The sequence below is a fragment of the Bradyrhizobium sp. CAR08 genome, assembly GCF_052871955.1.
This window is the reverse complement of the sequence record NZ_JBIXJX010000004.1, coordinates 332,004-352,343: the sequence shown is the minus strand read 5'-3', so window position 1 is coordinate 352,343 and position 20,340 is coordinate 332,004. Positions and strand designations below refer to the sequence as shown.

Sequence of the window (20,340 nt, the reverse complement as noted above, 5' to 3'; positions counted from 1 at the left end):
ATGGGTCAAAAAACGCCCAAAATGTCAGAATAACCTTTGAAGACACTACAGTATTTCGAGACTTCCAAGCTGAATACGAGGGTTCGATTCCCTTCACCCGCTCCATCCCGACAATTGATGCATCTTGATTGACCGACTTTGACCGTCAAGTCGGTCCCGGTGACGGCTGGAGCTTGGAGCGGGCGGCCTTGCGATAACCGGGTGCGTTTCGGGTCGGCAGAGCGGCTCTATTCCTGTTTGCCGTCCTTCTCCTCGCGCTGCTTCCGGGCACGATCGACTGCGCCGCCCCGGGGCTGCCCGCTGACCTTCACGCCGGGGAGATGATCGACCTTGTCGTTGGCGGTATCTTCGGCACGCTGCAATTCACGATCGATGATGTCGCGTGATCCTTCGGCCGGGTCCTTGTCGAATGGGCTCTTGGTATCGGTGCTCATGATTGATCCTGCTCGTCGGCGCGCGTTGATTTGCCGAGGCAAGCTCGGCTCGGGCCCATCGTTCCTGTCGAGGCGGCAGCTTTTGTGCAGGCTCTTTACTCCCTGTGGTCGTCGATTTCGGGGGCGACCTGTCCGTAGTTCAGCAGGGCCACGAGGGTCGTTCCGCCCAGAATATTGCCCAGCAGTGTCGGTACGAAGAAGTCCGAGGCATATTGCGAGAGCGACGCCAGGCCGCTCTGCACCAGGAAGGCGCACTCGACCGAGCCCGCGATGATGTGCGCGAACTGGCCGAGCGCGACCACATAGGTCATCACGACGACGAGGTGCGGGCGCGATCCCTTCACGGCAGGCAGTAGCCACGCCATCAAGGCGATCAGCCAGCCGGCAAAGATCGCCCGGACAAGGGTCGTCGCGAACGTACCCTCGATGGTGTGGCGGCTGAGATCGACGAAGGCGCCCACGATGCGGGGTTCGAAGATGCTGGTGTGCGCGAGCACGGATCCAACGGCCCAGGTTCCTGCGATGTTGGAGGCGAGGACCAGGCCCCAAAGCTTGATCACGCTCCCAAGCGTGCCGAGATCCCTGTTGTGCAACAGCGGCAGCATCGGCGTCAGGGTGTTCTCGGTGAAGAGCTGCTGCCGTCCCAGCACCACGACCAGGAAACCGACCGTGTAGCCGAGCGGAGCCACCAGCCGTCGGGTGGCCTCGTCGGAAATCAGCGCGTGAAACTCGCCCTGGACAATCAGGGACAATCCCATCGAAAGGCCGGCGGCGAGGCCGGACAGCACGATGGCCCACCATCGCCGCTCCAGTTCCTGCTCACCCTCGGCGCGGATCGTCTCGTGGATCAGCGCTGCGCTAGGCCGGCTCTGGGATTCGATCTGTTTCGTCTGCCGCCGCGAGACGCCGTCGAGCTTTGAGGCTGGATTGAAGGAGGCGCCGTCGCCAGGCTGGTCCACTCCGCGGTCTCCTGAAGGGCAGGTTCATCTCAATGCCGGGATCAAGGCTCGAAGCGGCAAGGGGTTCCTGGTAAGTGCTCGCACGCCGCAGCGTTGTTGAGGCACAGCGGCGCGTGACCGACGATCAGGAACCTTCGTGGAAAGCGGGTGTTTTCTACCGGGGCGGGTGGCGATCTGACGAGAGGCCAACTGTGCAAGACAATTTGCGTGTGCGCTCGACCGCGCAGATCGCGGGCCATCCGATTCATCCGATGCTGGTGCCGATACCGATCGCTTGTTTCATCGGAGCGCTGCTGACCGACATCGCCTATGTCGTCAGTGCCGAGATCATGTGGGCGGATTTTTCCGCCTGGCTTCTGGTCGTCGGCGTCATCTTTGGCGTACTGGCGGCGATCGCCGGCCTGACCGATTTTCTCGGCAACCGCCTGGTGCGGGCGCAACCGCCGGCTTGGCCGCATCTGATCGGCAACGCGCTGGCGTTGGTCCTGGCGATCGTCAATGCGTTGATCCACACGCGCGATGCCTGGACCTCGGTGTGGCCGACCGGGCTCATTCTTTCAGCCATCACCGTATTGATCCTGCCGGTCACCGGCTGGCTCGGCTGGGCCATGGTGTATCGCCACGGCGTAGGAGTTGCGCGATGAACTCCGCAATCGCTCGGGTGCTGTTGTGCGCCTCGCTGCTGTGTCTCGCCGGCTGCAATGACGGCAGTGGCGATCCGAAGGCGCAAACCGGCGCCAACCCGACGCTGCCCGACATCCAGCAATACCTGCTGCCGCCGATGCACATCGCCCGTATCGTCGGCTGGAAAAAGGACGAGACCCCGGCCGTCGCGCAGGGCTTGCAGGCCAAGGCCTTCGCGACCGGCTTGCAGCACCCCCGATTTCTCTACGTGCTGCCCAACGGCGACGTGCTGGTGGTGGAATCCAAGGCGCCGAAGGGCGCTCCGATCAAGCGGCCCAAGGAAATCGTGATGGGATACATCGAGTCCTGGGCGACATCAGGCGGCGACACCGGCGCGAGCAACCGCATCACGCTGCTGCGCGACAGCAACGGCGACGGCGTGCCGGACGTGCAGAGCGTCTTCCTCGACCATCTCAACTCGCCGTTCGGTGTCGCGCTGGTCGGCAACGATCTCTATGTCGCCAACACCGATGCGATCGTCAGATATCCCTACACCGAAGGCGATACGAAGATCACCGCGCCGGGCACGGTGCTGACGCCGCTGCCGGGCGGACCGATCGATCATCACTGGACCAAGAGCCTGGTCGCGAGCCCCGACGGTTCAAAGCTCTATGCCGGCGTCGGCTCCAACAGCAATATCACCGAGAACGGCATGGAGGCCGAGCACAATCGCGCCGCGATCCTCGAGATCGACCGTGCCAGCGGCCGCTGGCGCATCTTCGCGAGCGGCTTGCGCAATCCCAACGGCCTCAGCTTCGAGCCGCAGACCGGGACGCTGTGGACGGTGGTGAACGAGCGCGACGAACTCGGTCCCGATCTCGTGCCGGACTACATGACGTCGGTGAAGGACGGCGGCTTCTATGGCTGGCCCTACAGCTATTACGGCCAGCACATCGATCCTCGCGTCAAGCCGGAGCGTCCTGATCTCGTCGCCAAGGCGATCGTGCCTGACTATGCGCTGAGCTCGCATGTCGCGCCGCTCGGCATGGCCTTCAACACGAGCGCGAGTTTGCCGGCGGCCTATCGCGGCGGCGCCTTCGTCGGCGAGCACGGCAGTTGGAACAGGCAGGTCTTGAACGGCTACAAGGTGGTGTTCGTGCCGTTCACGGATGGCAGGCCGAGCGGTCCGCCGCAGGACGTCGTCACCGGCTTCCTCAACAGCGACAACCAGGCGCGCGGGCGGCCCGTCGGCGTCGCCATCGACAAGACCGGCGCGCTGCTGGTCGCCGATGACAGCGGCAACACGGTGTGGCGCGTGACGGCGGCGCACCCGCAGCTCACGCAGCGATAGATAGATCTCGAGGAGTTACACCATGGGCCTTGCTCAATACACGATCGTGCCGGTGCAGGACGAATGGGGCGTGCTGCACGACGGCGACGTCAAGAACAGATACTCCACCAAGGAAGCCGCGTTCGAATCGGCGGTGGCTGCCGCCTCGCTGGCGCTTCGCGAGGGACACGAAGTCCATGTCAGCGTGCCCGGCCGCGAAGCCGGCGAGAACGCGCTGGGAATTTGATGGGACACTCCGAGCAGAACACTTCAGGAGGCTGCGATGACCAAGCCCCGTGAACCGAACGGCATTGAACCCTCCCGCTCTGAAGACGACATTCAGCGAGACCAGCTCGGGCCGCGCGGCGTGCCGGGTGCGCCGGATCCGGCCAAGATGACACCCCAACGCGACAAGAAAACGCCGAAGCACGTCGATCCCGGTCACACGGCCTGACGGCTGCCCCGCGGCTTTTCTGTTCGGCCGGTAAGTCGGCGCCCGGCCGTCGACTTACGCCGCCGCAACGATATCCGTCTTGGCAAAGTCGTCGCCGACATAAAGAAGTGCGCAGCCATGCTCCTTGGCGACATCGTAGGCGAAGCAGTCACCAAAGTTGAGACCGGCAGGACGAATGCCTTTGCCCCAACGCGAGTAGATTTGCGCCACGCGTTCGGCCGAAGCTTGGGTCACCGAGATCACGTTCAAACCGAGATCGTTAATCAGCTTGTTCATCTCTTCGTCGACGCCCCGCCGTGCCGCGACGATCAGGCTTTCTGCAACGGAGGCCGCCGAGATCAGGATTTCGTCGGCGGTGTCCAGCGCGGTGATGCAAGCATCGGCTTGCGGTTCGTCGAGCACGATCGCCATCAGTGCGGAGGTATCGACTGCGATCATTCCGGCAGTCCGTCATCGCCGAAAAGAAAGTCCTGACTGCGCGCGGCGCTCGGTCCGGGAATAGCTTTGGCCCCGCCGGTCCTTCGCGCCGCCTCAAGCGCGGTCCGGCGGGTGGCGCGGTCCGGCGAAAGCTTGACCGGGACGAGCCGCACCGCGGGATGCCCATGCCGCGTCAGGATCACCTCGTCGCCGGCCTCTGCGCGGCGGACAAGATCGGTCAATTGTCCTTTTGCGTCGGTAACGGAGACCCGCATCTCATTGCTCCTTCCTCAATTTTCATAAAATGGACCATGCGATGGTCCAATGTCAACCACCTCCCACCCCGCCATCGCCGGACGCGATCTCGCGGTTGATCTCGGCATGAGCCTGCCGGCGGTGTTCGCCGGACCTCCGCGCCCAGGCTCGCCAAGTAACATCATGTTAGGTTTGTCGAATAACTGGGTAATTGTGTTAGCCCGGCGAAAGCTTATCGTCGCCACCAAGCAGACACCCATCGGCAATGACAAGCGCTCGCGAAACTCCGCAGAGCGGCCGGAGAGTGCTGCCCAATTTTGAGCGAAGCCCGTCAACGGGACGTCAGCAAAACCCAAGGGAGGAATCTTGAGATGACCGCGATCCATCAGATGAGTCAGTCCAGGAAAGCCGCTGCCAGTGGCTGGATCGGGTCGGCTCTCGAATATTATGACTTCTTCATCTACGCGACCGCCGCGTCGCTGATCTTCCCGCAAATCTTCTTCCCGTCGGAGAATCCCACCGTCGCGATCGTCGCCTCGTTGGCGACCTATGGCGTCGGGTATGTGGCCCGGCCGATTGGCGCGTTCGTCCTCGGGCACTGGGGCGACACCCATGGCCGCAAGACGGTTCTCATCATCTGCATGTTCCTGATGGGCATCTCGACGATGGCCGTGGGTATCCTGCCGACCTACCAGCAGGTTGGCATCCTGGCGCCAATTCTGCTCGTCATTCTGCGCCTCGTGCAGGGATTTGCCGTTGCCGGCGAAATCTCAGGCGCAAGCTCGATGATCCTGGAGCACGCGCCGTTCGGTCGGCGGGGCTTCTATGCCAGCTTCGCCCTTCAGGGGGTGCAGGCCGGACAGATCCTCGCCGCAGCAATCTTCCTGCCGTTGGCGGCCTATATGCCGACCGAGGCCTTCAACAGCTGGGGCTGGCGGATTCCCTTCCTGCTCAGCTTCTTCGTCATCGTCGCGGGCTACATCATCCGTCGCGAAGTCGACGAGACCCCTGCTTTTGCCCGCGAGGGCGAACGGGGAGAAACGCCGCGCGCGCCCATCGTCCAGGCCATCAAGCTGAGCTGGCGCGACATGCTCAGGGTCATCTGCATGGCGCTGATGAATGTCATTCCTGTCGTCGCGACGATCTTCGGCGCGGCCTATGCGGTGCAGCCGGCCTACGGGATCGGTTTTGCCAAGGACGTCTATCTCTGGATCCCCGTGCTCGGAAACATGCTGGCGGTGTTCGTCATTCCCTTCGTCGGCAATCTCTCCGACAAGGTCGGCCGCAAGCCTCCGATCATCGTAGGCGCGCTTCTCTCCGGCTTGCTCGCCTTTTGCTATCTCTATGCCATCAGCATCAGGAATGTGCCGCTGGCAATATTGGTGTCGCTCTTGATGTGGGGCGTAGTCTATCAGGGCTACAACGCGATCTTCCCGAGCTTTTACCCGGAGCTGTTTCCGACCCGCACCCGCGTCTCGGCGATGGCGATATCGCAGAACATCGGAACCACCATCACCGCATTGCTGCCCGCCCTGTTTGCGACCGTCGCGCCTCCCGGCTCGACCAACATCCCGTTGACGGTGGGGGCGATTGCCTTCGCTATCACGGTGATCGCCGCGCTGGCGGCCCTGACCGCGCGGGAAACCTATCGGATCAGGATCGACGATCTCGGCAATCCCAATGCCGTTCCAATGCTGCGGGCCGACTATGAGCGGCAGCGTGCGGAGGCGGCGAGCGGTGCGGCCGCAATTCCGATCTGACGGTTACGCAAGGAAGCCATGCCGCTGCGATCGAGGACGTTGCAGCGGCAGGGTTCGAGGCGTTACCTAACTGCCTGCTCGATTCCGCGCGCGAGCGCGATCATCATGAGGTTGCAGAATGAACCCCGTCGTCATTGCCGTCGCAATCACCGGCTCCGTTCCGCGCAAGAAGGACAATCCCGCGGTGCCGATCTCGCCGTCCGAACAGATCGACTCGACGCACCAGGCCTTCGAGGCCGGCGCCACGCTTGCCCATATCCATGTCCGCAATGATGACGAGACGCCGTCCTCCGATCCCGAGCGTTTCGCTCTGGTGCAGGCGGGCATCAAGAAGCACTGTCCGGACATGATCGTTCAGTTCTCGACCGGCGGGCGGGGCCGCGATCCCTCGGCGCGCGGATCGTCGCTCTATCTGAAGCCGGACATGGCCTCGCTGTCCACGGGATCGGTGAACTTTCCGACCATCGTCTACGAGAACAGCGCCGCGCTGGTGGAGACCCTCGCCACCGGGATGAAGGCGAATGGCATCCGGCCGGAAATCGAGATCTTCGATTTGTCGCATCTGCATGGCGCCCGCCGCCTGATCGAGGCGGGGCTGATCGACCAGCGTCCGCACGTGCAGTTCGTCATGGGCGTCAAGAACGCCATGCCCGCGGACGAGCATGTCCTCGACATCTTGCTGGGAGAGCTCAGGCGGCTGATCCCGAAGGCGACATGGACGGCAGCGGGGATCGGACGCCACCAGGCCGAGGTCATTGGCTGGGCGCTCGCGCGGGGCGCCGATGCGGTCCGCACCGGGCTCGAGGACAATATCAGGATCGACAAGGCGCGCCTCGCGGCCAGCAACGCCGAACTCGTGGCCATCGCCGGTGAGGCTGTCGCGCGTCACGGCCGGCGCGTGGCGACTGCGGCGGAGGCGCGATCCCTGCTCGGGCTCGCGGGGCAGGGCGCTCCTGCCGCCACCTGACATGCTCCCGGCCGCCTGCTGCCATTCGACGGCCGGCGTTTCCCTGCGCTAAGTCCGGGGGTAAGACAGGTGTCACAGGCGTGATCGGCGCCTGCCGGGCAGGCGACGATTGGAATGCGGTTCTTGAAATCTGACAGCAGGCTCATCGGGGTCCTGCTGGTGCTTGCGGTCTCCCAGCTTGTCGGGTGGGGTACGATAGGTCTTCCCGCCATCGTCGGACGCGATCTCGCGGCCGATCTCGGCATGAGCCTGCCAGCGGTGTTCGCCGGGACGTCCGTCCTCTATGTGTCGATGGGGCTGTGCGCGCCCTGGCTGGCCAAATCGTTTGCGCGGCACGGCGCACGAAAGGTCATGATCTCAGGCACGGTCCTCACCGTGCCGGGCTTCATTCTGCTGTCCCTCGCGCGCGAGCCGATGCTGTATTTCGCGGCCTGGATCGTCCTCGGCATCGCCGGCAGCGCCACGCTTTCGACCGGCGCCTATATCATGCTGAACGAGGTCGCCGGGCGGCAGGCCAAGAACGCCATCGGCGCGCTGATGCTGGTGACGGGCCTGTCGAGCAGCATCTTCTGGCCGACGACGTCGTTCCTCAGCGGTCAGCTCGGCTGGCGCGGGACGTGCCTCGTCTATGCAGCGATGATGGTCGTCATCAACCTTCCGCTCTATGCATTCTTTGCACCGCGCCGGAAAATCGTCGGTGATCGTGGCGGCGAGCCGGTGAAATCTTCGCCGCCGCCTGCGATTCCCAGGAGCACCTTCAGCCTCGTCGTTGCCGCGATCACGCTGAATGCCTTCGTCAATTTTGGCATCGGCGCCATCATGATCGAGTTGCTCCGGGCGGAGGGGCTTCCCCCGGCGCAGGCGCTTGCGTTTGGCTCGATGCTGGGCGTGATCCAGGTCAGCGCCCGCGGACTCGATTTTCTCGGCGGAGGGCGGTGGGATGGAATCACGACCGGGCTCGTCGCCGGCACGGCGCTGCCGATCGCCATGCTGCTGCTGATGACGAGCGAGGGCGCGACCTGGGCGGTTGCGGCCTTCATCCTGCTCTATGGCGCCGGCAGCGGCGCGATGGCGGTGGCGCGGGCGACGATCCCGCTCGTGTTCTACGATCAGACCGAGTTCGCCAGGGCGATGTCGATGATCGCGCTGCCGCTCAATCTCGCCTCCGCGGTCTCGCCCCCGCTCCTTGTCGGCCTGCTCACCCAGTTCGGCAGCCGCGGCGCGCTCGGTCTCACCTTCGTCTGCTCCTGCGCCACGGTGCTGATCCTGGTCCTGCTCGGCCGCCGGCGGCCGCAGGTGGCTGCAGCGGCTGCAACCTGAGAATATTCGCGCTGCGGAAATTCACCGCGCGGTGACCTGCGCTGGGCGGGCGGGGGGATAGCCGTATGCCCACAGTGCAGTGCTCGGATCGCCAAAATAGTGTATCCGCAGGAAGCGCGGCCCGCGATCTCGCCGCCGCGCCAAGATCCAGTTCCCGGAGGAATTCGACATGTCGGCCCTGCCGCTCTCAGGCATCAAGATCCTTGACCTCACCCGCGTGCTTGCCGGGCCTCTGTCGGCCCAGATGCTGGGCGATTTGGGCGCCGAGGTTATCAAGATCGAGCGGCCGGGCACTGGTGACGACGCGCGCGCCTTTGGCCCGCCTTACCTGACTGACCCCGAGGGCAAGGCCAACAACAACAATTCATTCTACCTCTGCGCCAACCGCAACAAGAAGTCGGTCACGGTCAACATCGCCAAGCCCGAAGGGCAGGCGATCATCCGCGAGCTTGCCAAGGACGTCGACGTCTTCATGGAGAACTACAAGGTCGGCGATCTCAAGCGCTACGGCCTCGACTACGAGACCATCAAGGCGATCAATCCCGGCATTATCTATTGCTCGGTGACCGGCTTCGGCCAGACCGGCCCCTATGCGCCGCGCGCCGGCTACGACGCCATCCTGCAGGCGATGGGCGGCCTGATGAGCGTCACCGGCCACATCGACGGCGAGCCCGGCGAGGGCCCGATGAAGGTCGGCCCGTCGATCGTCGACTACATGACCGGCATGAACACCTCGATCGGGATTCTCTCGGCGCTCTATCATCGCGACGCCAATGATGGCGTGGGGCAGCATATCGACGTCTGCCTGTTCGACACCGTCATCGCGTCGTTGTCGCACTGGCTGCAGATCTACCTCGTCAACGGCAAGACGCCGCCGCGCCGCGGCACCTGGGGCAATGGCGGCATGCCGGCCGGCGTGTTCCGCTGCACCGACGGCGAATTGATGCTGGTGGTCGGCAATGACGGCCAGTTCCAGCGCACCTGCGCCGTGCTCGGCGCGCCCGAACTCGCGAGCGACAAGCGTTTCGTCAGGAACAACGACCGCGTCGTGCACGGCAAGGAGATCATGGCGATCTTCGCCGGCCTGTTCCTGAAGCAGCCGGTGGCCTATTGGCTGGACAGATTGGAGGAGGCCGGCGTGCCCTCCGGCCCGATCAACAATTTCGAGCAGGTGTTTTCCGATCCGCACGTCCAGTCGCGCGGCATGCGGGTGAAGGTCGATCATCCCTTCCAGCCCGATCTCTCGCTGATCCGCAACGCGCTGACGCTCTCGGAAACCCCGATCAAGGACTACCGCGCCCCGCCGCTGCTCGGTGAGCACACCCAGGAGGTGCTCGCCGGCAAGCTCGGCTACGATGCCGGCAAGATCGAGACGCTGAAGCAGCAGGGGATTATCTAGCTTCGGCGAAGCGGCGCGCGCGGTTTGGCCTGATCGCCACTGGATAAGAAGGGACGTCAGCATGACGCTCCTGCGGCCTTGCGCGAACCTTGCGGGCAATCCCCAGATAATTCCGGTCCGTACTCACACAGGCTTCCGCTCCGCGCGCGACTCAGATTCGATCGGTCCACTCAGTCCGGGAGGGAACGAATGTCCTACACGATCGGGTTTCAGGCCAAGAACCAGAAGGCAATTCTGGCGACCGAGGCGGCAACGGCCAACCAGGCCGTCGCGATCATTGCCGCGTTGCGGCAAAGCGCCGACGAAATAAAGTTCATCCGCTCGCCGCAGGAAGGCGACATGGGCATCGAGATGCTGCTGCTGCTCGCCAAGGAAGAGGCCGAGGAGATGCCGCAGCACGCCTAGGCGGCTCGGCGACCAAACTTCGATCAGAAGCGAAGCATGACGGCTGCAACATGCTGTAGCAAGCCGTCATCTCGCTTGGACCGAAGGTGGCCGCCCATGAATCTCGAAATGAAACGCGAAGCGCTCCGCGTCGAACCGATCTCGACTTTCCTCGATCGTCGGCAGGCGCCGGTCTCGCCGGTCACGCGCGCCGGCAACATGATCTTCGTCGCCGGCCTGCCGCCATTCGACCCCGAGACGGGCGAGATCGCGGACGTGCCGATCGAACGGCAGAGCGAGCTGATCATGGAGCAGATGAAGCTGTGCCTTGAGACGGCGGGCGCGAGCCTCGACAACGTCATGAAGTGCAACGTCTACTGCACCTCGACCAAGCACTTCGCCGCGTTCAACAACGTCTATGCGCGCTATTTCCCGCACGATCCGCCGGCGCGGATCTTCGTCTGTACGCCGGAATGGTTCGGCCCCTTCGACGTCGAGATCGACTGCATCGCGATGATGTGAAGGTTAGCGCGCCGCCACTTTTGACGGCGCCTTCGCCTCCGTCCGTCCCGCCGTCAGCGCCATCGTCGCCACGCTGACGACGCGCGCGACCACGTCCTCGACATCGTCGAGGTCGCATTTGCCTTCCGACAGTTTCGTCAGCCGCTCGCTCTCGCGGATGGTGTGGTGCGCCATGGCGAGCGCGAAGTTCAGGCCCCAGTAAATATCGACGTCGCTGCGGTCGGGCAGGGACCTTCGCATCGCGCCGGCGAATTTGCGCAAATGGTCGATCTCGCGATTCTTGATGCGGCGGATCGGCGGCACGGATTCGATCGAAGCGCGGATCATGAAGCGCGCCGCGCTCGAGCGCTGGTTCTCGGGACCGAGGCAGCCGCGCAGCGTCGGGCCGACCAAGGCATGCAGGATTACCTCGATCGGCGCGCGGCCGCCGCCTTGTTCTTCCGCCGCCTTCAATTCGCGCAGACGCTCGCGATTGGTGGCGATCGAGCGTGTCACGAACAGCTCCGCGATCAACTCGTCCTTCGAGCCGAAATGATAGTTCACCGCCGCGAGGTTGACATTGGCCTCAGCGACGATGTCGCGCAACGTCACGTCGCCGAACCCGCGATCGGCATAGAGCCGTTCGGCAGCGGCGAGAATGGCAGTCCGGGTATGATCGCTGGCCATGGGAGCCCTCGGGGAGGGAGTTGCAATTCAAACAGTTGTATGAAACTATCGTTTGAAGGCCGGGAAAGTCAATCCGCAATCGGGACTCGTTCGCAAACGCGAATGGGTTCCGGAGCATCCGCAAGCCGCGCATTCGCACTTGTGGGTCGCACAATGCGGGTGGACAGTCCGGCGCAAAACAAGTTCGCCAAACGAGTTGGCAAAGACGAGGAGCGTCCCATGGATTTCGATCTGTCGCCGAAGCAGAAGGAATGGCTCGACCGCGTGCAGTCCTTCATGGCCAAGCACGTGCGCCCGGCGGTGCCGGTCTATGATGAGCAGGATCGCAGCGGCGAACGCTGGAAGGTGATCCCGGTGCTCGAGGATCTCAAGAAGAAGGCGAAAGCCGAAGGCCTCTGGAACATGTTCATGCCGCCCAACGAGCATGAGGACGACGAATTCCGCGGCGCGGGACTGACCAATCTCGAATACGCGCTGCTCTCCGAGCAGATGGGCCACATCTCGTGGGCTTCGGAAGTCTTCAATTGTTCCGCGCCCGACACCGGCAACATGGAAGTATTCATGCGCTACGGCTCCAAGGAGCAGAAGCGCAAATGGCTGCGTCCGCTGATGGACGGCGAAATCCGCTCCGCCTTCCTGATGACGGAGCCGGCCGTGGCCTCGTCTGACGCCACCAACATCGAGACCAGCATTGTGCGCGACGGCGACCATTACGTCATCAACGGCCGCAAATGGTGGTCGTCCGGCGTCGGCGATCCCCGCTGCAAGATCGCGATCCTGATGGGCAAGACCGACTTCAAGGCGGCCAAGCACCAGCAGCAGTCGCAGATCCTGGTTCCGCTCGACACTCCCGGCATCAAGGTCGAGAAGATGCTGCCCGTGTTCGGCTTCGACGACGCGCCGCACGGCCACGCCCAGGTGCTGCTCGAGAACGTGCGGGTGCCGAAGGAGAACATCCTGCTCGGCGAGGGCCGCGGCTTCGAGATCGCGCAGGGCCGGCTCGGTCCCGGCCGTATCCATCACTGCATGCGCACTATCGGCAAGGCCGAGGAGGCGCTTGAGAAGATGGTGAAGCGGCTTACCTCGCGCACTGCCTTCGGCAAGCGGATCGTCGAGCATTCGGTGTGGGAGCAGCGCATCGGCGAGGCCCGCACCAACATCGAGATGACGCGGCTGTTGTGCCTCAAGGCCGCCGACATGATGGACAAGGTCGGCAACAAGACCGCGCAGGCCGAGATCGCCATGATCAAGGTCGCAGCCCCCAATATGGCGCTGAAGATCATCGACGAGGCGATCCAGGCCTTCGGCGGTGCAGGCGTCTCGGACGAAGCCGGCCTTGCCAAGGACTATGCCCACATCCGCACGCTCCGTCTCGCCGACGGCCCGGACGAGGTGCACAATCGCGCCATTGCCAGGCTCGAGGTTCGGAAGTATGCAAACTCTTCCAGTCATTAAGCGGGAGAGCACGCTGGCGCTCCCGATTTGAAGAAACGACAGGGCATGATCCGTGATCGGATGACCGCTTGACGCAAGTGCGCTGGGGGTTACCGATTAGGATCATGTTCGGACTGAAGAGGGAGCGTCATCGTGGCTGACGGCGTCAGGAAAGACGAAGAGTTCTCGGGCACCAAACCGGTCGAGGAGCGTCATCGCATCGACGAGATGCGGCTCGAAGCCTGGCTGCGCGAGAACGTCGAGGGTTATGAGGGACCGCTGGTCGTGCTCCAGTTCAAGGGCGGCCAGTCCAACCCGACCTATCGGCTCGACACGCCGAACCGCTCCTATGTGATGCGCCGAAAACCATTCGGCAAATTGTTGCCGTCGGCGCACGCGGTCGATCGCGAATATCGCGTGATCGCGGCGCTGGGAAAGCAGGGCTTTCCGGTCGCGAAGGCCTATGCGCTGTGCCAGGATGACAGCATCATCGGTTCGGCCTTCTACATCATGTCGATGGAAGACGGCCGGGTGTTCTGGGATCCGACGCTGCCGAGCCAGACGCGGGATGATCGTCGAAAGATCTTCACCAGCAAGATCGAGACGCTGGCAAAACTCCACATGTTCGATCCCGTCGCGATCGGTCTTGGCGACTTCGGCAAACCCGGCAACTACTTTGCCCGGCAGATCGACCGCTGGACCAAGCAGTACCGCGCGTCCGAGACCCAGACCATTCCGGAGTTCGAGAAGGTCGCCGAATGGTTGCCGAAGACCGTGCCGGAGCAGGCGCGCGTCTCGATCGTCCACGGCGACTATCGCCTCGACAACATGATTTTCCACGCGACGGAACCACGCGTGCAGGCCGTGCTCGATTGGGAATTGTCGACGCTCGGCGATCCCATGGCCGACTTCACCTATCTGCTGATGCAGTGGATCATGCCCGGTCTGGACGGCGCCGACCTCAAGGCGCTCAACATCCCGAGCGTGGAGGAGGCCGCGCAGATCTATTGCAACGTCACCAAGATGACGGTGCCTGACCTCAACTGGTATTTCGCCTACAACCTGTTCCGTCTCGCCGGCATCACGCAAGGCATCGCCGGCCGGGTCCGCGACGGCACCGCGGCGAATGCCAAGGCGCTGGAGTCAGCCAAGCGCACCGTTCCGCTGTCGAAGGCGTCTTGGGAGTACGCGCAGAAGGCGGGCGCGGTTTAAGGAATCCGAAGGCGGCTGACGGCCGCGCCTTTGCTTGCGTTCCTCTCGTGTCTGGACACGGGACAGAATGACGAGAGAGATGCCCGCATGATCGATCACACCACCCTCATCACCTACATCCTCATCGTCCTCGGCTTCGTCTTCATTCCCGGACCGGCGACACTCCTCACCATGGCGCGCGCCGCGAGCTCGGGAACTAGGGTCGGCATCGCGACGGGCGCGGGAATTGCGGCTGGTGACGTGGTCCACACCACCATGGCAATCGTCGGCCTCTCTGCGATCATCGCGACTTCGGCGCTCCTGTTCAGCGTCGTCAAATACGCGGGCGCAGGCTTTCTGATCTATCTCGGCATTCGCGCCATGCTCGACAAGACGCCGATCGAGGTGAATGGCGGTGCGCCCGCGATCAGCGCAGCGCGGGCATTCCGGCAGGCCGTGCTGACCGAGGTGCTCAATCCGAAGACCGCGCTGTTCTTCCTTGCGTTCCTGCCGCAGTTCGTCCCGCCCGAGCATGGCTCGACGACGCTGCAGCTCGCGCTGCTCGGCGCTGTGTTCGTGTTGCTCGGCCTCCTTAGCACGGTGGTGTTCGCGGTCGGCGCCGGCCGTCTCGGCAATTTGCTACGCCGCCATCCAGCCGTCGTGAAATGGCAGGGCAAGGTGGTCGGGACGATCTACTGCGCCGTCGGCGTGCGGCTGGCTTTGCAGGAGCGATGAGGCGCACCGCTCATTCGTAGCCCGGATGAGCGCAGCGATATCCGGGACAGCGGCCCCGCATGTCGCCACTATGCTCATGCGGACTACGGGTGTCTCCAGACGCTCGTCATTGCGAGCGAAGCGAAGCAATCCAGAATCTTCGCACGGTGGCAGTCTGGATTGCTTCGTCGCAAGAGCTCCTCGCAATGACGCGGAAACACCTTACCCCTTCACGCAATGCGCGATCAGCTTCTCCACGAAGCCTGCGCATTTCTCCAGCTCCGCCATCTCCACGAACTCGTCCGGCGTATGCGCCTGCGCGATCGACCCGGGCCCGATCACCACTGACGGGATATCGGCCATGCTGGCAAACAGGCTCGCCTCGGTACCGAAGGCGACCTTGGCGTGGTCGTTGCGCCCCGCGAGGCTCTTGGCCAGCGTGACGATGGTGGCGTCGGCGGCGGTGTCGAGGGCGGGATAATCGAGGATCTCTTCGAAGTCGATGCCGCACTCCGGGTGTCGCGCCTTCATCGCCGGCTCGATCTCGGTCTTGGCCCAGGCGACGATCGCATCCGTCACCTCCCTGGATTCGGTTATGCCGATGCCGCGGCATTCGAAATCCACCGTGCAGGTATCGGGCACGATGTTGAGCGCGGCGCCGCCATGCACGATGCTGGTGAGCAGCGTCGAGTGAGGGACATCGTAGGGGCTGTTCGTTGCTTTCGTGCTTGCGAGTTGCAACGCGCGGCGGCGGATTTCGACGATCAGCTCGGCGGCGTATTCGATCGCGTTGACGCCCTCGGGCGCGATCGAGGAGTGGCGGGCGAGGCCCTGGAACGTGGCGCGCACGCCGTGCTTGCCCTTGTGGCCGATGATGACCTTCATCTCGGTCGGCTCGCCGATGAAGGCGCCGAGCGGCTTGATCCGTTTCTTCGCGACCTCGCGCAGCATCGGCCGCACGCCGACGCAGCCGATCTCCTCGTCATAGGAGATCGCGAGATGGATCGGCGTTGCAAGCTTCGCCTCCAGCATCTCCGGCACCATGGCGAGGCACACGGCGACAAATCCCTTCATGTCGGTGGTGCCGCGGCCGTAGAGCCTGCCGTCGCGTTCGATCAGCTTGAAGGGATCGTGGCTCCAGTCCTGGCCCACCACGGGCACCACGTCGGTATGTCCCGACAGCACCAGGCCGGGGCGGTCCTCGGGTCCAATGGTGACCCATAGCGAGGCTTTCTGTCCGGTCTCGTCGACGATGCGCTCAAAGCTGACGCCGAACCCGGCGAGATAGCTCTCGATATGCGCGATCAGGGGCAGGTTGGAGCGATCGCTGATCGTGTCGAAGCCGACGAGGTCGGCGAGCAGCCTGCGAATACGGTCGGGTCTTGAGCTTGGCATTGTCACGTTCTTGTCAGGGGGATGGAAGCCGAAGTGCTTGCACGAACCATACCAACGTCGCCTCTGGTAGAGCAAATCAACACAGACCGGTAGCCCGGGTGAGCGAAGCGATACCCGGGACAGCTCGTGGTCGGAATCCCGGATGTCGCTTCGCTCATCCGGGCTACAAGACCTTGTGTTGCCTGTCGGGCAAAACACCCCAATTGCCGAATATTCCACTTTACCGAAATTCGGAAATCACGTATGTGTCGCCGCAACCCGGACCAAGGAAGAGGGGCGTATCGCGATCGTCACGAACGCGGGCCGGACGGCGGTGGACGTTAGTCACATCGGCGCGATCGGTTTCGCAGGGCGGGCAACCGTGAGCGAAGGCGTCGCGCACACGACCGGTGCTGACAGCGTACGGCAAAACCGTGTCGTCCTGACGCCCGGTGTGCGTCAAGTCTTGTGGTGATGTGGCGGCCCGACCGGGTTCGCGCATCAGCCATCCATGAGGCGACGGGGGCAATAGTGCATCGCTCCCCGGGGAGAGCACGGCATAAGCCGTAAAACCGCTGCGCAGGGAAGGCCGGACGTTTTGGCTTCACCTGTATGCCGCTGTGCAGATTTTTTACTGCAACTTCGCACAGTGGACCGCGGGTGCCAGCCGGCGCCCGGTCTTCCCTGCGCCCTCTTTCATTCGAGGGTGAGCGACCAAGCAAAGCTCGGGCGAACAAGCCGCGAGAGGGCGAAGGTGTGTCTGCGAACGGGAATGCGAATGGAAGCGCGACCCTGCCACCCACAGACTCCGTCATTGCGAGCACAGCGAAGCAATCCAGGCTGACGCCGCGGAAAGACTCTGGATTGCTTCGCTGTGCTCGCAATGACGATGCTGAAGCAGTTGCGCGCCAAAACTTCTGTCTCGTGCCCCGGACGCAGCGCAGCAGCGTGAGAAAGCTGCAGCGCGTCCGGGACGCGAGAGTGCGTGAACTAAACCGGCTTCCCCGTATACGGCATCGACGCCGTCAGTCCGCCGTCCACTGGGAAGGCCTGGCCATTGACGTACGACGCCTCGTCGCTGGCCAAGAACAGTCCCATCGCGGCGAGCTCGTGCGGCTGGCCGGGGCGCTTGAGCGGATTGAGCTGGCCGATCTTGTCGGCGGTGCCGCGCTCCTTGGCGCGGTCGAAGATCGGCTTGGTCATGCCGGTCTCGATCAGGCCCGGGCACACCGCGTTGATGCGCACACCGGTACCGGTGAGCGAATAGGCGGTGGTCTGCACCAGGGAGATGACGCCGGCCTTGCTCGCGGCATAGGGATGTCCGCTGGCGCCGGCCTTGAGGCCCGCGACGGACGCGGTGAGCACGATCGCGCCGGACTGCTGCTTCACCATGTGCGGCATCGCATGCTTCACCGCGAGAAACGGCCCGATCAGGTTGATGCGCAAGACTTCCTGCCATTGCTCGACGGTCTGCTCGCCGAGCGGAACGAGTCCGCCGGAGACGCCGGCATTGGCCCAGATCACGTCGAGCCGGCCGTGCGTCTTCACCGCCTTGTCGATCACGGCCATGACGTCCTTTTCGGAGCCCGCATCCGCCATCATGGCTTCCGCGACACCGCCGGCCTTCTTCACCTCGTCGACCGTCTCCTTCACCGCCTCGCTGCGATCGACCGCGATCAGCTTGGCGCCTTCCCTGGTGAACAGCAGCGCGGCCGCGCGGCCGATGCCGCTGCCGGCACCGGTGATGATGACGGATTTGCCTTGCAGACGGCCCATGCGGTTTCTCCCTTTGGTTCGCGCGCGACGCTTGCCGCGCGACGGAATTTCAAACAAGATTTCAAACGGTAAAGTGTCTTGAGACACGTTCGCTACTGACGTACAGCGACATCAGACGGGATGGAAGGGTTTCGATGGCAGGTGCAGACAAGCCCAAAGTGGTCACGACACGCTGGTGGTGGGTCCGTCACGCGCCCGTGCGCAATGACGGTGGCAACATCTACGGTCAGTCCGATCTCGCCTGCGACACCAGCGATACCTACGTCTTCAATGCTGTTGCCAAGGTGCTGCCACGCAAGGCGGTCTGGTATTCGAGCAATCTGATGCGCACCCATCAGACCGCCGAAGCGATCTGGGCGGCCGGATTCCCGAGGCCTGCATCGATGAAATGGGAGGCGGACCTCGCCGAACAGAATCTCGGTCGCTGGCAGGGCATGAACCGCGCCGAGTTCATCGCCAGCCGTCCCGTCGGCTCGAGCTGGTTTGCCGACATCAACGAGCCTGCACCCGGCGGCGAAAGCTTCATGGACCTCTACAACCGCACCCGCCGCACCATCGAGCGGATCAACAATGAGGCCGCCGGGCAGGACGTGATCGCGGTCGCACATGGCGGCACCATCAAGGCGGCGCTGGGGCTGGCGCTCGACAATCAGCCGGAGCGAGGGCTCGCGTTCGATATCGACAATTGCTCGGTGACGCGGCTCGACTATTTCGCAAGCCCCGAGCGCAATGTCTGGCGGCTGCCGATGGTGAACCAGCAGCCGTGGATCGCGGACGATGCGCATGCGGCAATGCATCAACCCGCGGGACCGGAAGTCAAGAAGCTCGCCTGAGCAATTGCCCGGTGGCGCGGACGCGGCGTAAGCTTCAAGCAATCAAAACGTACTCTGGGAGAGAAACATGACCTTGTTCGACATGAAGGGGAAAGTCGCCGCCATCACCGGTTCGACGCGCGGCATCGGGCTTGCGATCGCCGAGCGCATGGCCGAGCACGGCGCCAAGGTGGTGATCTCCTCGCGCAAGGCCGACGTTTGCGACCAGGTCGCCAAGAGCATGAACGACAAGTTCGGCAAGGGCACGGCGGTGGCGATCGCCGCCAACATCTCGTCGAAGGAAAATCTGCAGAACCTCATCGACGAGAGCAACCGCGCCTTCGGCAAGATCGACGTGCTGGTCTGCAACGCCGCGTCGAACCCGTATTACGGTCCGCTCGCCGGCATCTCCGACGATCAGTTCAGAAAGATCCTGGACAACAACATCGTGGCCAACAACTGGCTGATCTCGATGGTGGTGCCGCAGATGATCGAGCGCAAGGATGGCTCGATCATCATCGTCTCCTCGATTGGCGGCCTGAAAGGCTCGACCATCCTCGGTGCCTACGCGATCTCGAAGGCCGCTGACATGCAGCTCGCGCGCAATTTGGCCTGCGAATACGGCCCGCACAACATCCGCGTGAACTGCATCGCGCCTGGCCTGATCAAGACCGATTTCGCGAAAGCGTTGTGGGACAATCCGGAGCATTTGAAAGCCTCGACTGCGCGTTCGCCGCTGCTGCGCATCGGGATCCCCGACGAGATCGCGGGCGCCGCGGTGTTCCTGGGCTCGAAGGCCGGCGACTTCATGACAGGCCAGACCATGGTGATCGACGGCGGCGCGACGATCAGTTGAGGCCCCAATAGGTGTCATCGCCCGCGAAGGCGGGCGATCCAGTACTCCGCGGCCTTCGTTGGAGAGCTCGCTCTCACCACATCCGCCCCGGAGTACTGGGCGGGTTCAAACGCCGTCGCAACACCAGGAGTTTGGAGGTTGCGATGAACGTTGTAAGGCGCAGATCGGCGCGGTCAGGACGAGCCCCATTGCGGTCGCCGGGACGGCCCTCTATTGCCGGGCGCGATGAACAGAATAAATTTTGGCGGGCGATTGCCGCTGGGTTAAGCAGCGAAGATGCTGCACTCGAAGCCGGATTGTCACAACCTGTCGGAAGCAGATTATTCCGAAAGGCGGGCGGCATGCCACCAGCGATGTTCAGATCTTCGGCAAAGGCTCTCTCCGGGCGGTATCTCTCGTTGAATGAGCGCGAGGAGATCGCACTTCTCAAGGTGCAGGGCGATTCCATACAGGAGATTGGACGTCGCCTGGGGCGGGCTGCTTCCACAGTCTCCCGTGAACTGCGGCGCAACGCGGCCACTCGCGGCGGCGGGTTGGGGTATCGGGCAATAACTGCCCAATGGCATGCGGATCGATCCGCCCGCCGGCCTAAGCCGACCAAGCTTGCGCTCAATGCAACCTTGCGCACTTATGTGGAGGAAAGACTTGCTGGCGGCGTCGTAGCCCCGACCGGCGCTCCCGTTCCTGGTCCC

The 20,340-nt window shown here is 63.5% G+C and carries 25 protein-coding genes; 18 read left to right on the top strand and 7 right to left on the bottom strand.

Annotated elements, in window-relative coordinates; all coding sequences use genetic code 11:
* Positions 1–227: 227 nt before the first annotated feature.
* Positions 228–434, bottom strand: a complete 207-nt coding sequence (locus tag ACIPUD_RS11905) for a hypothetical protein (protein ID WP_446480702.1) — start codon at positions 432–434, stop codon at positions 228–230.
* Between the two features lie 95 nt (positions 435–529).
* Positions 530–1,393, bottom strand: coding sequence for a formate/nitrite transporter family protein (locus ACIPUD_RS11900; protein WP_018457612.1), 864 nt, complete (start codon positions 1,391–1,393; stop codon positions 530–532).
* Between the two features lie 191 nt (positions 1,394–1,584).
* Between ACIPUD_RS11900 and ACIPUD_RS11895 the strand changes: the two genes are divergently transcribed.
* The 4 genes from ACIPUD_RS11895 to ACIPUD_RS11880 are packed head-to-tail and all read left to right on the top strand — an operon-like array spanning position 1,585 to position 3,801.
* Positions 1,585–2,037, top strand: coding sequence for a DUF2231 domain-containing protein (locus ACIPUD_RS11895; protein ID WP_377787594.1), 453 nt, complete (start codon positions 1,585–1,587; stop codon positions 2,035–2,037).
* A complete protein-coding gene (locus ACIPUD_RS11890; protein WP_446480701.1) occupies positions 2,034–3,368 on the top strand; it encodes a PQQ-dependent sugar dehydrogenase in 1,335 nt (444 codons plus the stop codon). The genes ACIPUD_RS11895 and ACIPUD_RS11890 overlap by 4 nt, the downstream gene beginning before the upstream one ends.
* Positions 3,369–3,390: 22 nt before the next feature.
* Positions 3,391–3,594 (top strand): hypothetical protein, encoded by a 204-nt coding sequence (locus tag ACIPUD_RS11885; protein WP_007611681.1) that lies wholly within the window; start codon positions 3,391–3,393, stop codon positions 3,592–3,594.
* A 36-nt stretch (positions 3,595–3,630) separates the two neighbouring features.
* Positions 3,631–3,801 carry a hypothetical protein gene (locus ACIPUD_RS11880; RefSeq protein WP_166520788.1) on the top strand — a complete coding sequence of 57 codons (171 nt, stop codon included), beginning with the start codon at positions 3,631–3,633 and terminating at the stop codon, positions 3,799–3,801.
* Positions 3,802–3,855: 54 nt separating this feature from the next.
* Here the strand turns inward: ACIPUD_RS11880 and ACIPUD_RS11875 are convergent, their stop codons facing one another.
* Both ACIPUD_RS11875 and ACIPUD_RS11870 read right to left on the bottom strand, forming a co-directional pair.
* Positions 3,856–4,239 carry a type II toxin-antitoxin system VapC family toxin gene (locus tag ACIPUD_RS11875; RefSeq protein WP_085351261.1) on the bottom strand — a complete coding sequence of 128 codons (384 nt, stop codon included), beginning with the start codon at positions 4,237–4,239 and terminating at the stop codon, positions 3,856–3,858.
* Positions 4,236–4,493, bottom strand: coding sequence for a type II toxin-antitoxin system Phd/YefM family antitoxin (locus ACIPUD_RS11870; RefSeq protein ID WP_018457607.1), 258 nt, complete (start codon positions 4,491–4,493; stop codon positions 4,236–4,238). The genes ACIPUD_RS11875 and ACIPUD_RS11870 overlap by 4 nt, the downstream gene beginning before the upstream one ends.
* 49 nt (positions 4,494–4,542) lie before the next feature.
* Here ACIPUD_RS11870 and ACIPUD_RS11865 point away from each other — a divergent pair, with 49 nt between their 5' ends.
* The 7 genes from ACIPUD_RS11865 (at position 4,543) to ACIPUD_RS11835 (ending at position 10,825) form a co-directional block, all read left to right on the top strand.
* Positions 4,543–4,794 (top strand): hypothetical protein, encoded by a 252-nt coding sequence (locus ACIPUD_RS11865; RefSeq protein WP_377787450.1) that lies wholly within the window; start codon positions 4,543–4,545, stop codon positions 4,792–4,794.
* 50 nt (positions 4,795–4,844) lie between these two features.
* On the top strand, positions 4,845–6,233 hold the full coding sequence (locus ACIPUD_RS11860) for an MFS transporter (RefSeq protein WP_377787447.1): 1,389 nt from the start codon (positions 4,845–4,847) through the stop codon (positions 6,231–6,233).
* A gap of 118 nt (positions 6,234–6,351) precedes the next feature.
* The gene (locus ACIPUD_RS11855; protein WP_377787444.1) at positions 6,352–7,200 is read left to right on the top strand and encodes a 3-keto-5-aminohexanoate cleavage protein; all 849 of its coding nucleotides are present in this window, start codon (positions 6,352–6,354) and stop codon (positions 7,198–7,200) included.
* Between the two features lie 114 nt (positions 7,201–7,314).
* The gene (locus tag ACIPUD_RS11850) at positions 7,315–8,520 is read left to right on the top strand and encodes an MFS transporter (protein WP_377787441.1); all 1,206 of its coding nucleotides are present in this window, start codon (positions 7,315–7,317) and stop codon (positions 8,518–8,520) included.
* Positions 8,521–8,689: 169 nt separating this feature from the next.
* Positions 8,690–9,919, top strand: a complete 1,230-nt coding sequence (locus ACIPUD_RS11845) for a CaiB/BaiF CoA transferase family protein (protein WP_085351265.1) — start codon at positions 8,690–8,692, stop codon at positions 9,917–9,919.
* A 189-nt stretch (positions 9,920–10,108) separates the two neighbouring features.
* Complete coding sequence (locus ACIPUD_RS11840) at positions 10,109–10,324, top strand: hypothetical protein (RefSeq protein WP_018457601.1); 216 nt, start codon at positions 10,109–10,111, stop codon at positions 10,322–10,324.
* A 108-nt stretch (positions 10,325–10,432) separates the two neighbouring features.
* On the top strand, positions 10,433–10,825 hold the full coding sequence (locus ACIPUD_RS11835; RefSeq protein WP_162847229.1) for a RidA family protein: 393 nt from the start codon (positions 10,433–10,435) through the stop codon (positions 10,823–10,825).
* Positions 10,826–10,828: 3 nt separating this feature from the next.
* Here the strand turns inward: ACIPUD_RS11835 and ACIPUD_RS11830 are convergent, their stop codons facing one another.
* The gene (locus tag ACIPUD_RS11830; protein WP_085351267.1) at positions 10,829–11,491 is read right to left on the bottom strand and encodes a TetR/AcrR family transcriptional regulator; all 663 of its coding nucleotides are present in this window, start codon (positions 11,489–11,491) and stop codon (positions 10,829–10,831) included.
* Positions 11,492–11,710: 219 nt separating this feature from the next.
* Between ACIPUD_RS11830 and ACIPUD_RS11825 the strand changes: the two genes are divergently transcribed.
* From ACIPUD_RS11825 to ACIPUD_RS11815, 3 genes are all read left to right on the top strand, one after another.
* Positions 11,711–12,946 (top strand): acyl-CoA dehydrogenase family protein, encoded by a 1,236-nt coding sequence (locus ACIPUD_RS11825; protein WP_007611657.1) that lies wholly within the window; start codon positions 11,711–11,713, stop codon positions 12,944–12,946.
* A 132-nt stretch (positions 12,947–13,078) separates the two neighbouring features.
* Positions 13,079–14,137 (top strand): phosphotransferase family protein, encoded by a 1,059-nt coding sequence (locus ACIPUD_RS11820; RefSeq protein ID WP_377787434.1) that lies wholly within the window; start codon positions 13,079–13,081, stop codon positions 14,135–14,137.
* An 87-nt stretch (positions 14,138–14,224) separates the two neighbouring features.
* Positions 14,225–14,851, top strand: coding sequence for a LysE family translocator (locus ACIPUD_RS11815; RefSeq protein ID WP_377787431.1), 627 nt, complete (start codon positions 14,225–14,227; stop codon positions 14,849–14,851).
* Between the two features lie 201 nt (positions 14,852–15,052).
* Here the strand turns inward: ACIPUD_RS11815 and argE are convergent, their stop codons facing one another.
* Complete coding sequence (gene argE, locus ACIPUD_RS11810) at positions 15,053–16,225, bottom strand: acetylornithine deacetylase (protein WP_377787428.1); 1,173 nt, start codon at positions 16,223–16,225, stop codon at positions 15,053–15,055.
* Positions 16,226–16,367: 142 nt separating this feature from the next.
* Here argE and ACIPUD_RS11805 point away from each other — a divergent pair, with 142 nt between their 5' ends.
* Positions 16,368–16,679 carry a hypothetical protein gene (locus ACIPUD_RS11805; protein WP_377787424.1) on the top strand — a complete coding sequence of 104 codons (312 nt, stop codon included), beginning with the start codon at positions 16,368–16,370 and terminating at the stop codon, positions 16,677–16,679.
* A 515-nt stretch (positions 16,680–17,194) separates the two neighbouring features.
* Here ACIPUD_RS11805 and ACIPUD_RS11800 read toward each other — a convergent pair.
* Positions 17,195–17,980 carry an SDR family NAD(P)-dependent oxidoreductase gene (locus tag ACIPUD_RS11800; protein ID WP_018456438.1) on the bottom strand — a complete coding sequence of 262 codons (786 nt, stop codon included), beginning with the start codon at positions 17,978–17,980 and terminating at the stop codon, positions 17,195–17,197.
* Positions 17,981–18,114: 134 nt separating this feature from the next.
* Between ACIPUD_RS11800 and ACIPUD_RS11795 the strand changes: the two genes are divergently transcribed.
* From ACIPUD_RS11795 to ACIPUD_RS11785, 3 genes are all read left to right on the top strand, one after another.
* Positions 18,115–18,813 carry a histidine phosphatase family protein gene (locus tag ACIPUD_RS11795; RefSeq protein ID WP_018456439.1) on the top strand — a complete coding sequence of 233 codons (699 nt, stop codon included), beginning with the start codon at positions 18,115–18,117 and terminating at the stop codon, positions 18,811–18,813.
* Positions 18,814–18,880: 67 nt separating this feature from the next.
* The gene (locus tag ACIPUD_RS11790) at positions 18,881–19,648 is read left to right on the top strand and encodes an SDR family NAD(P)-dependent oxidoreductase (RefSeq protein WP_446480700.1); all 768 of its coding nucleotides are present in this window, start codon (positions 18,881–18,883) and stop codon (positions 19,646–19,648) included.
* 143 nt (positions 19,649–19,791) lie between these two features.
* On the top strand, positions 19,792–20,340 hold a 549-nt coding region (locus ACIPUD_RS11785), incomplete at its 3' end, for a transposase (RefSeq protein WP_446480745.1).

Coding starts and splice junctions, on each gene's coding strand:
- ACIPUD_RS11905 (WP_446480702.1), bottom strand. CDS start 434: ATGAGCACCGATACCAAGAGCCCATTCGACAAGGACCCGGCCGAAGGA.
- ACIPUD_RS11890 (WP_446480701.1), top strand. CDS start 2,034: ATGAACTCCGCAATCGCTCGGGTGCTGTTGTGCGCCTCGCTGCTGTGT.
- ACIPUD_RS11885 (WP_007611681.1), top strand. CDS start 3,391: ATGGGCCTTGCTCAATACACGATCGTGCCGGTGCAGGACGAATGGGGC.
- ACIPUD_RS11880 (WP_166520788.1), top strand. CDS start 3,631: ATGACCAAGCCCCGTGAACCGAACGGCATTGAACCCTCCCGCTCTGAA.
- ACIPUD_RS11875 (WP_085351261.1), bottom strand. CDS start 4,239: ATGATCGCAGTCGATACCTCCGCACTGATGGCGATCGTGCTCGACGAA.
- ACIPUD_RS11870 (WP_018457607.1), bottom strand. CDS start 4,493: ATGCGGGTCTCCGTTACCGACGCAAAAGGACAATTGACCGATCTTGTC.
- ACIPUD_RS11865 (WP_377787450.1), top strand. CDS start 4,543: ATGTCAACCACCTCCCACCCCGCCATCGCCGGACGCGATCTCGCGGTT.
- ACIPUD_RS11860 (WP_377787447.1), top strand. CDS start 4,845: ATGACCGCGATCCATCAGATGAGTCAGTCCAGGAAAGCCGCTGCCAGT.
- ACIPUD_RS11855 (WP_377787444.1), top strand. CDS start 6,352: ATGAACCCCGTCGTCATTGCCGTCGCAATCACCGGCTCCGTTCCGCGC.
- ACIPUD_RS11850 (WP_377787441.1), top strand. CDS start 7,315: ATGCGGTTCTTGAAATCTGACAGCAGGCTCATCGGGGTCCTGCTGGTG.
- ACIPUD_RS11845 (WP_085351265.1), top strand. CDS start 8,690: ATGTCGGCCCTGCCGCTCTCAGGCATCAAGATCCTTGACCTCACCCGC.
- ACIPUD_RS11840 (WP_018457601.1), top strand. CDS start 10,109: ATGTCCTACACGATCGGGTTTCAGGCCAAGAACCAGAAGGCAATTCTG.
- ACIPUD_RS11835 (WP_162847229.1), top strand. CDS start 10,433: ATGAAACGCGAAGCGCTCCGCGTCGAACCGATCTCGACTTTCCTCGAT.
- ACIPUD_RS11830 (WP_085351267.1), bottom strand. CDS start 11,491: ATGGCCAGCGATCATACCCGGACTGCCATTCTCGCCGCTGCCGAACGG.
- ACIPUD_RS11825 (WP_007611657.1), top strand. CDS start 11,711: ATGGATTTCGATCTGTCGCCGAAGCAGAAGGAATGGCTCGACCGCGTG.
- ACIPUD_RS11815 (WP_377787431.1), top strand. CDS start 14,225: ATGATCGATCACACCACCCTCATCACCTACATCCTCATCGTCCTCGGC.
- argE (WP_377787428.1), bottom strand. CDS start 16,225: ATGCCAAGCTCAAGACCCGACCGTATTCGCAGGCTGCTCGCCGACCTC.
- ACIPUD_RS11805 (WP_377787424.1), top strand. CDS start 16,368: ATGTCGCTTCGCTCATCCGGGCTACAAGACCTTGTGTTGCCTGTCGGG.
- ACIPUD_RS11800 (WP_018456438.1), bottom strand. CDS start 17,980: ATGGGCCGTCTGCAAGGCAAATCCGTCATCATCACCGGTGCCGGCAGC.
- ACIPUD_RS11795 (WP_018456439.1), top strand. CDS start 18,115: ATGGCAGGTGCAGACAAGCCCAAAGTGGTCACGACACGCTGGTGGTGG.
- ACIPUD_RS11790 (WP_446480700.1), top strand. CDS start 18,881: ATGACCTTGTTCGACATGAAGGGGAAAGTCGCCGCCATCACCGGTTCG.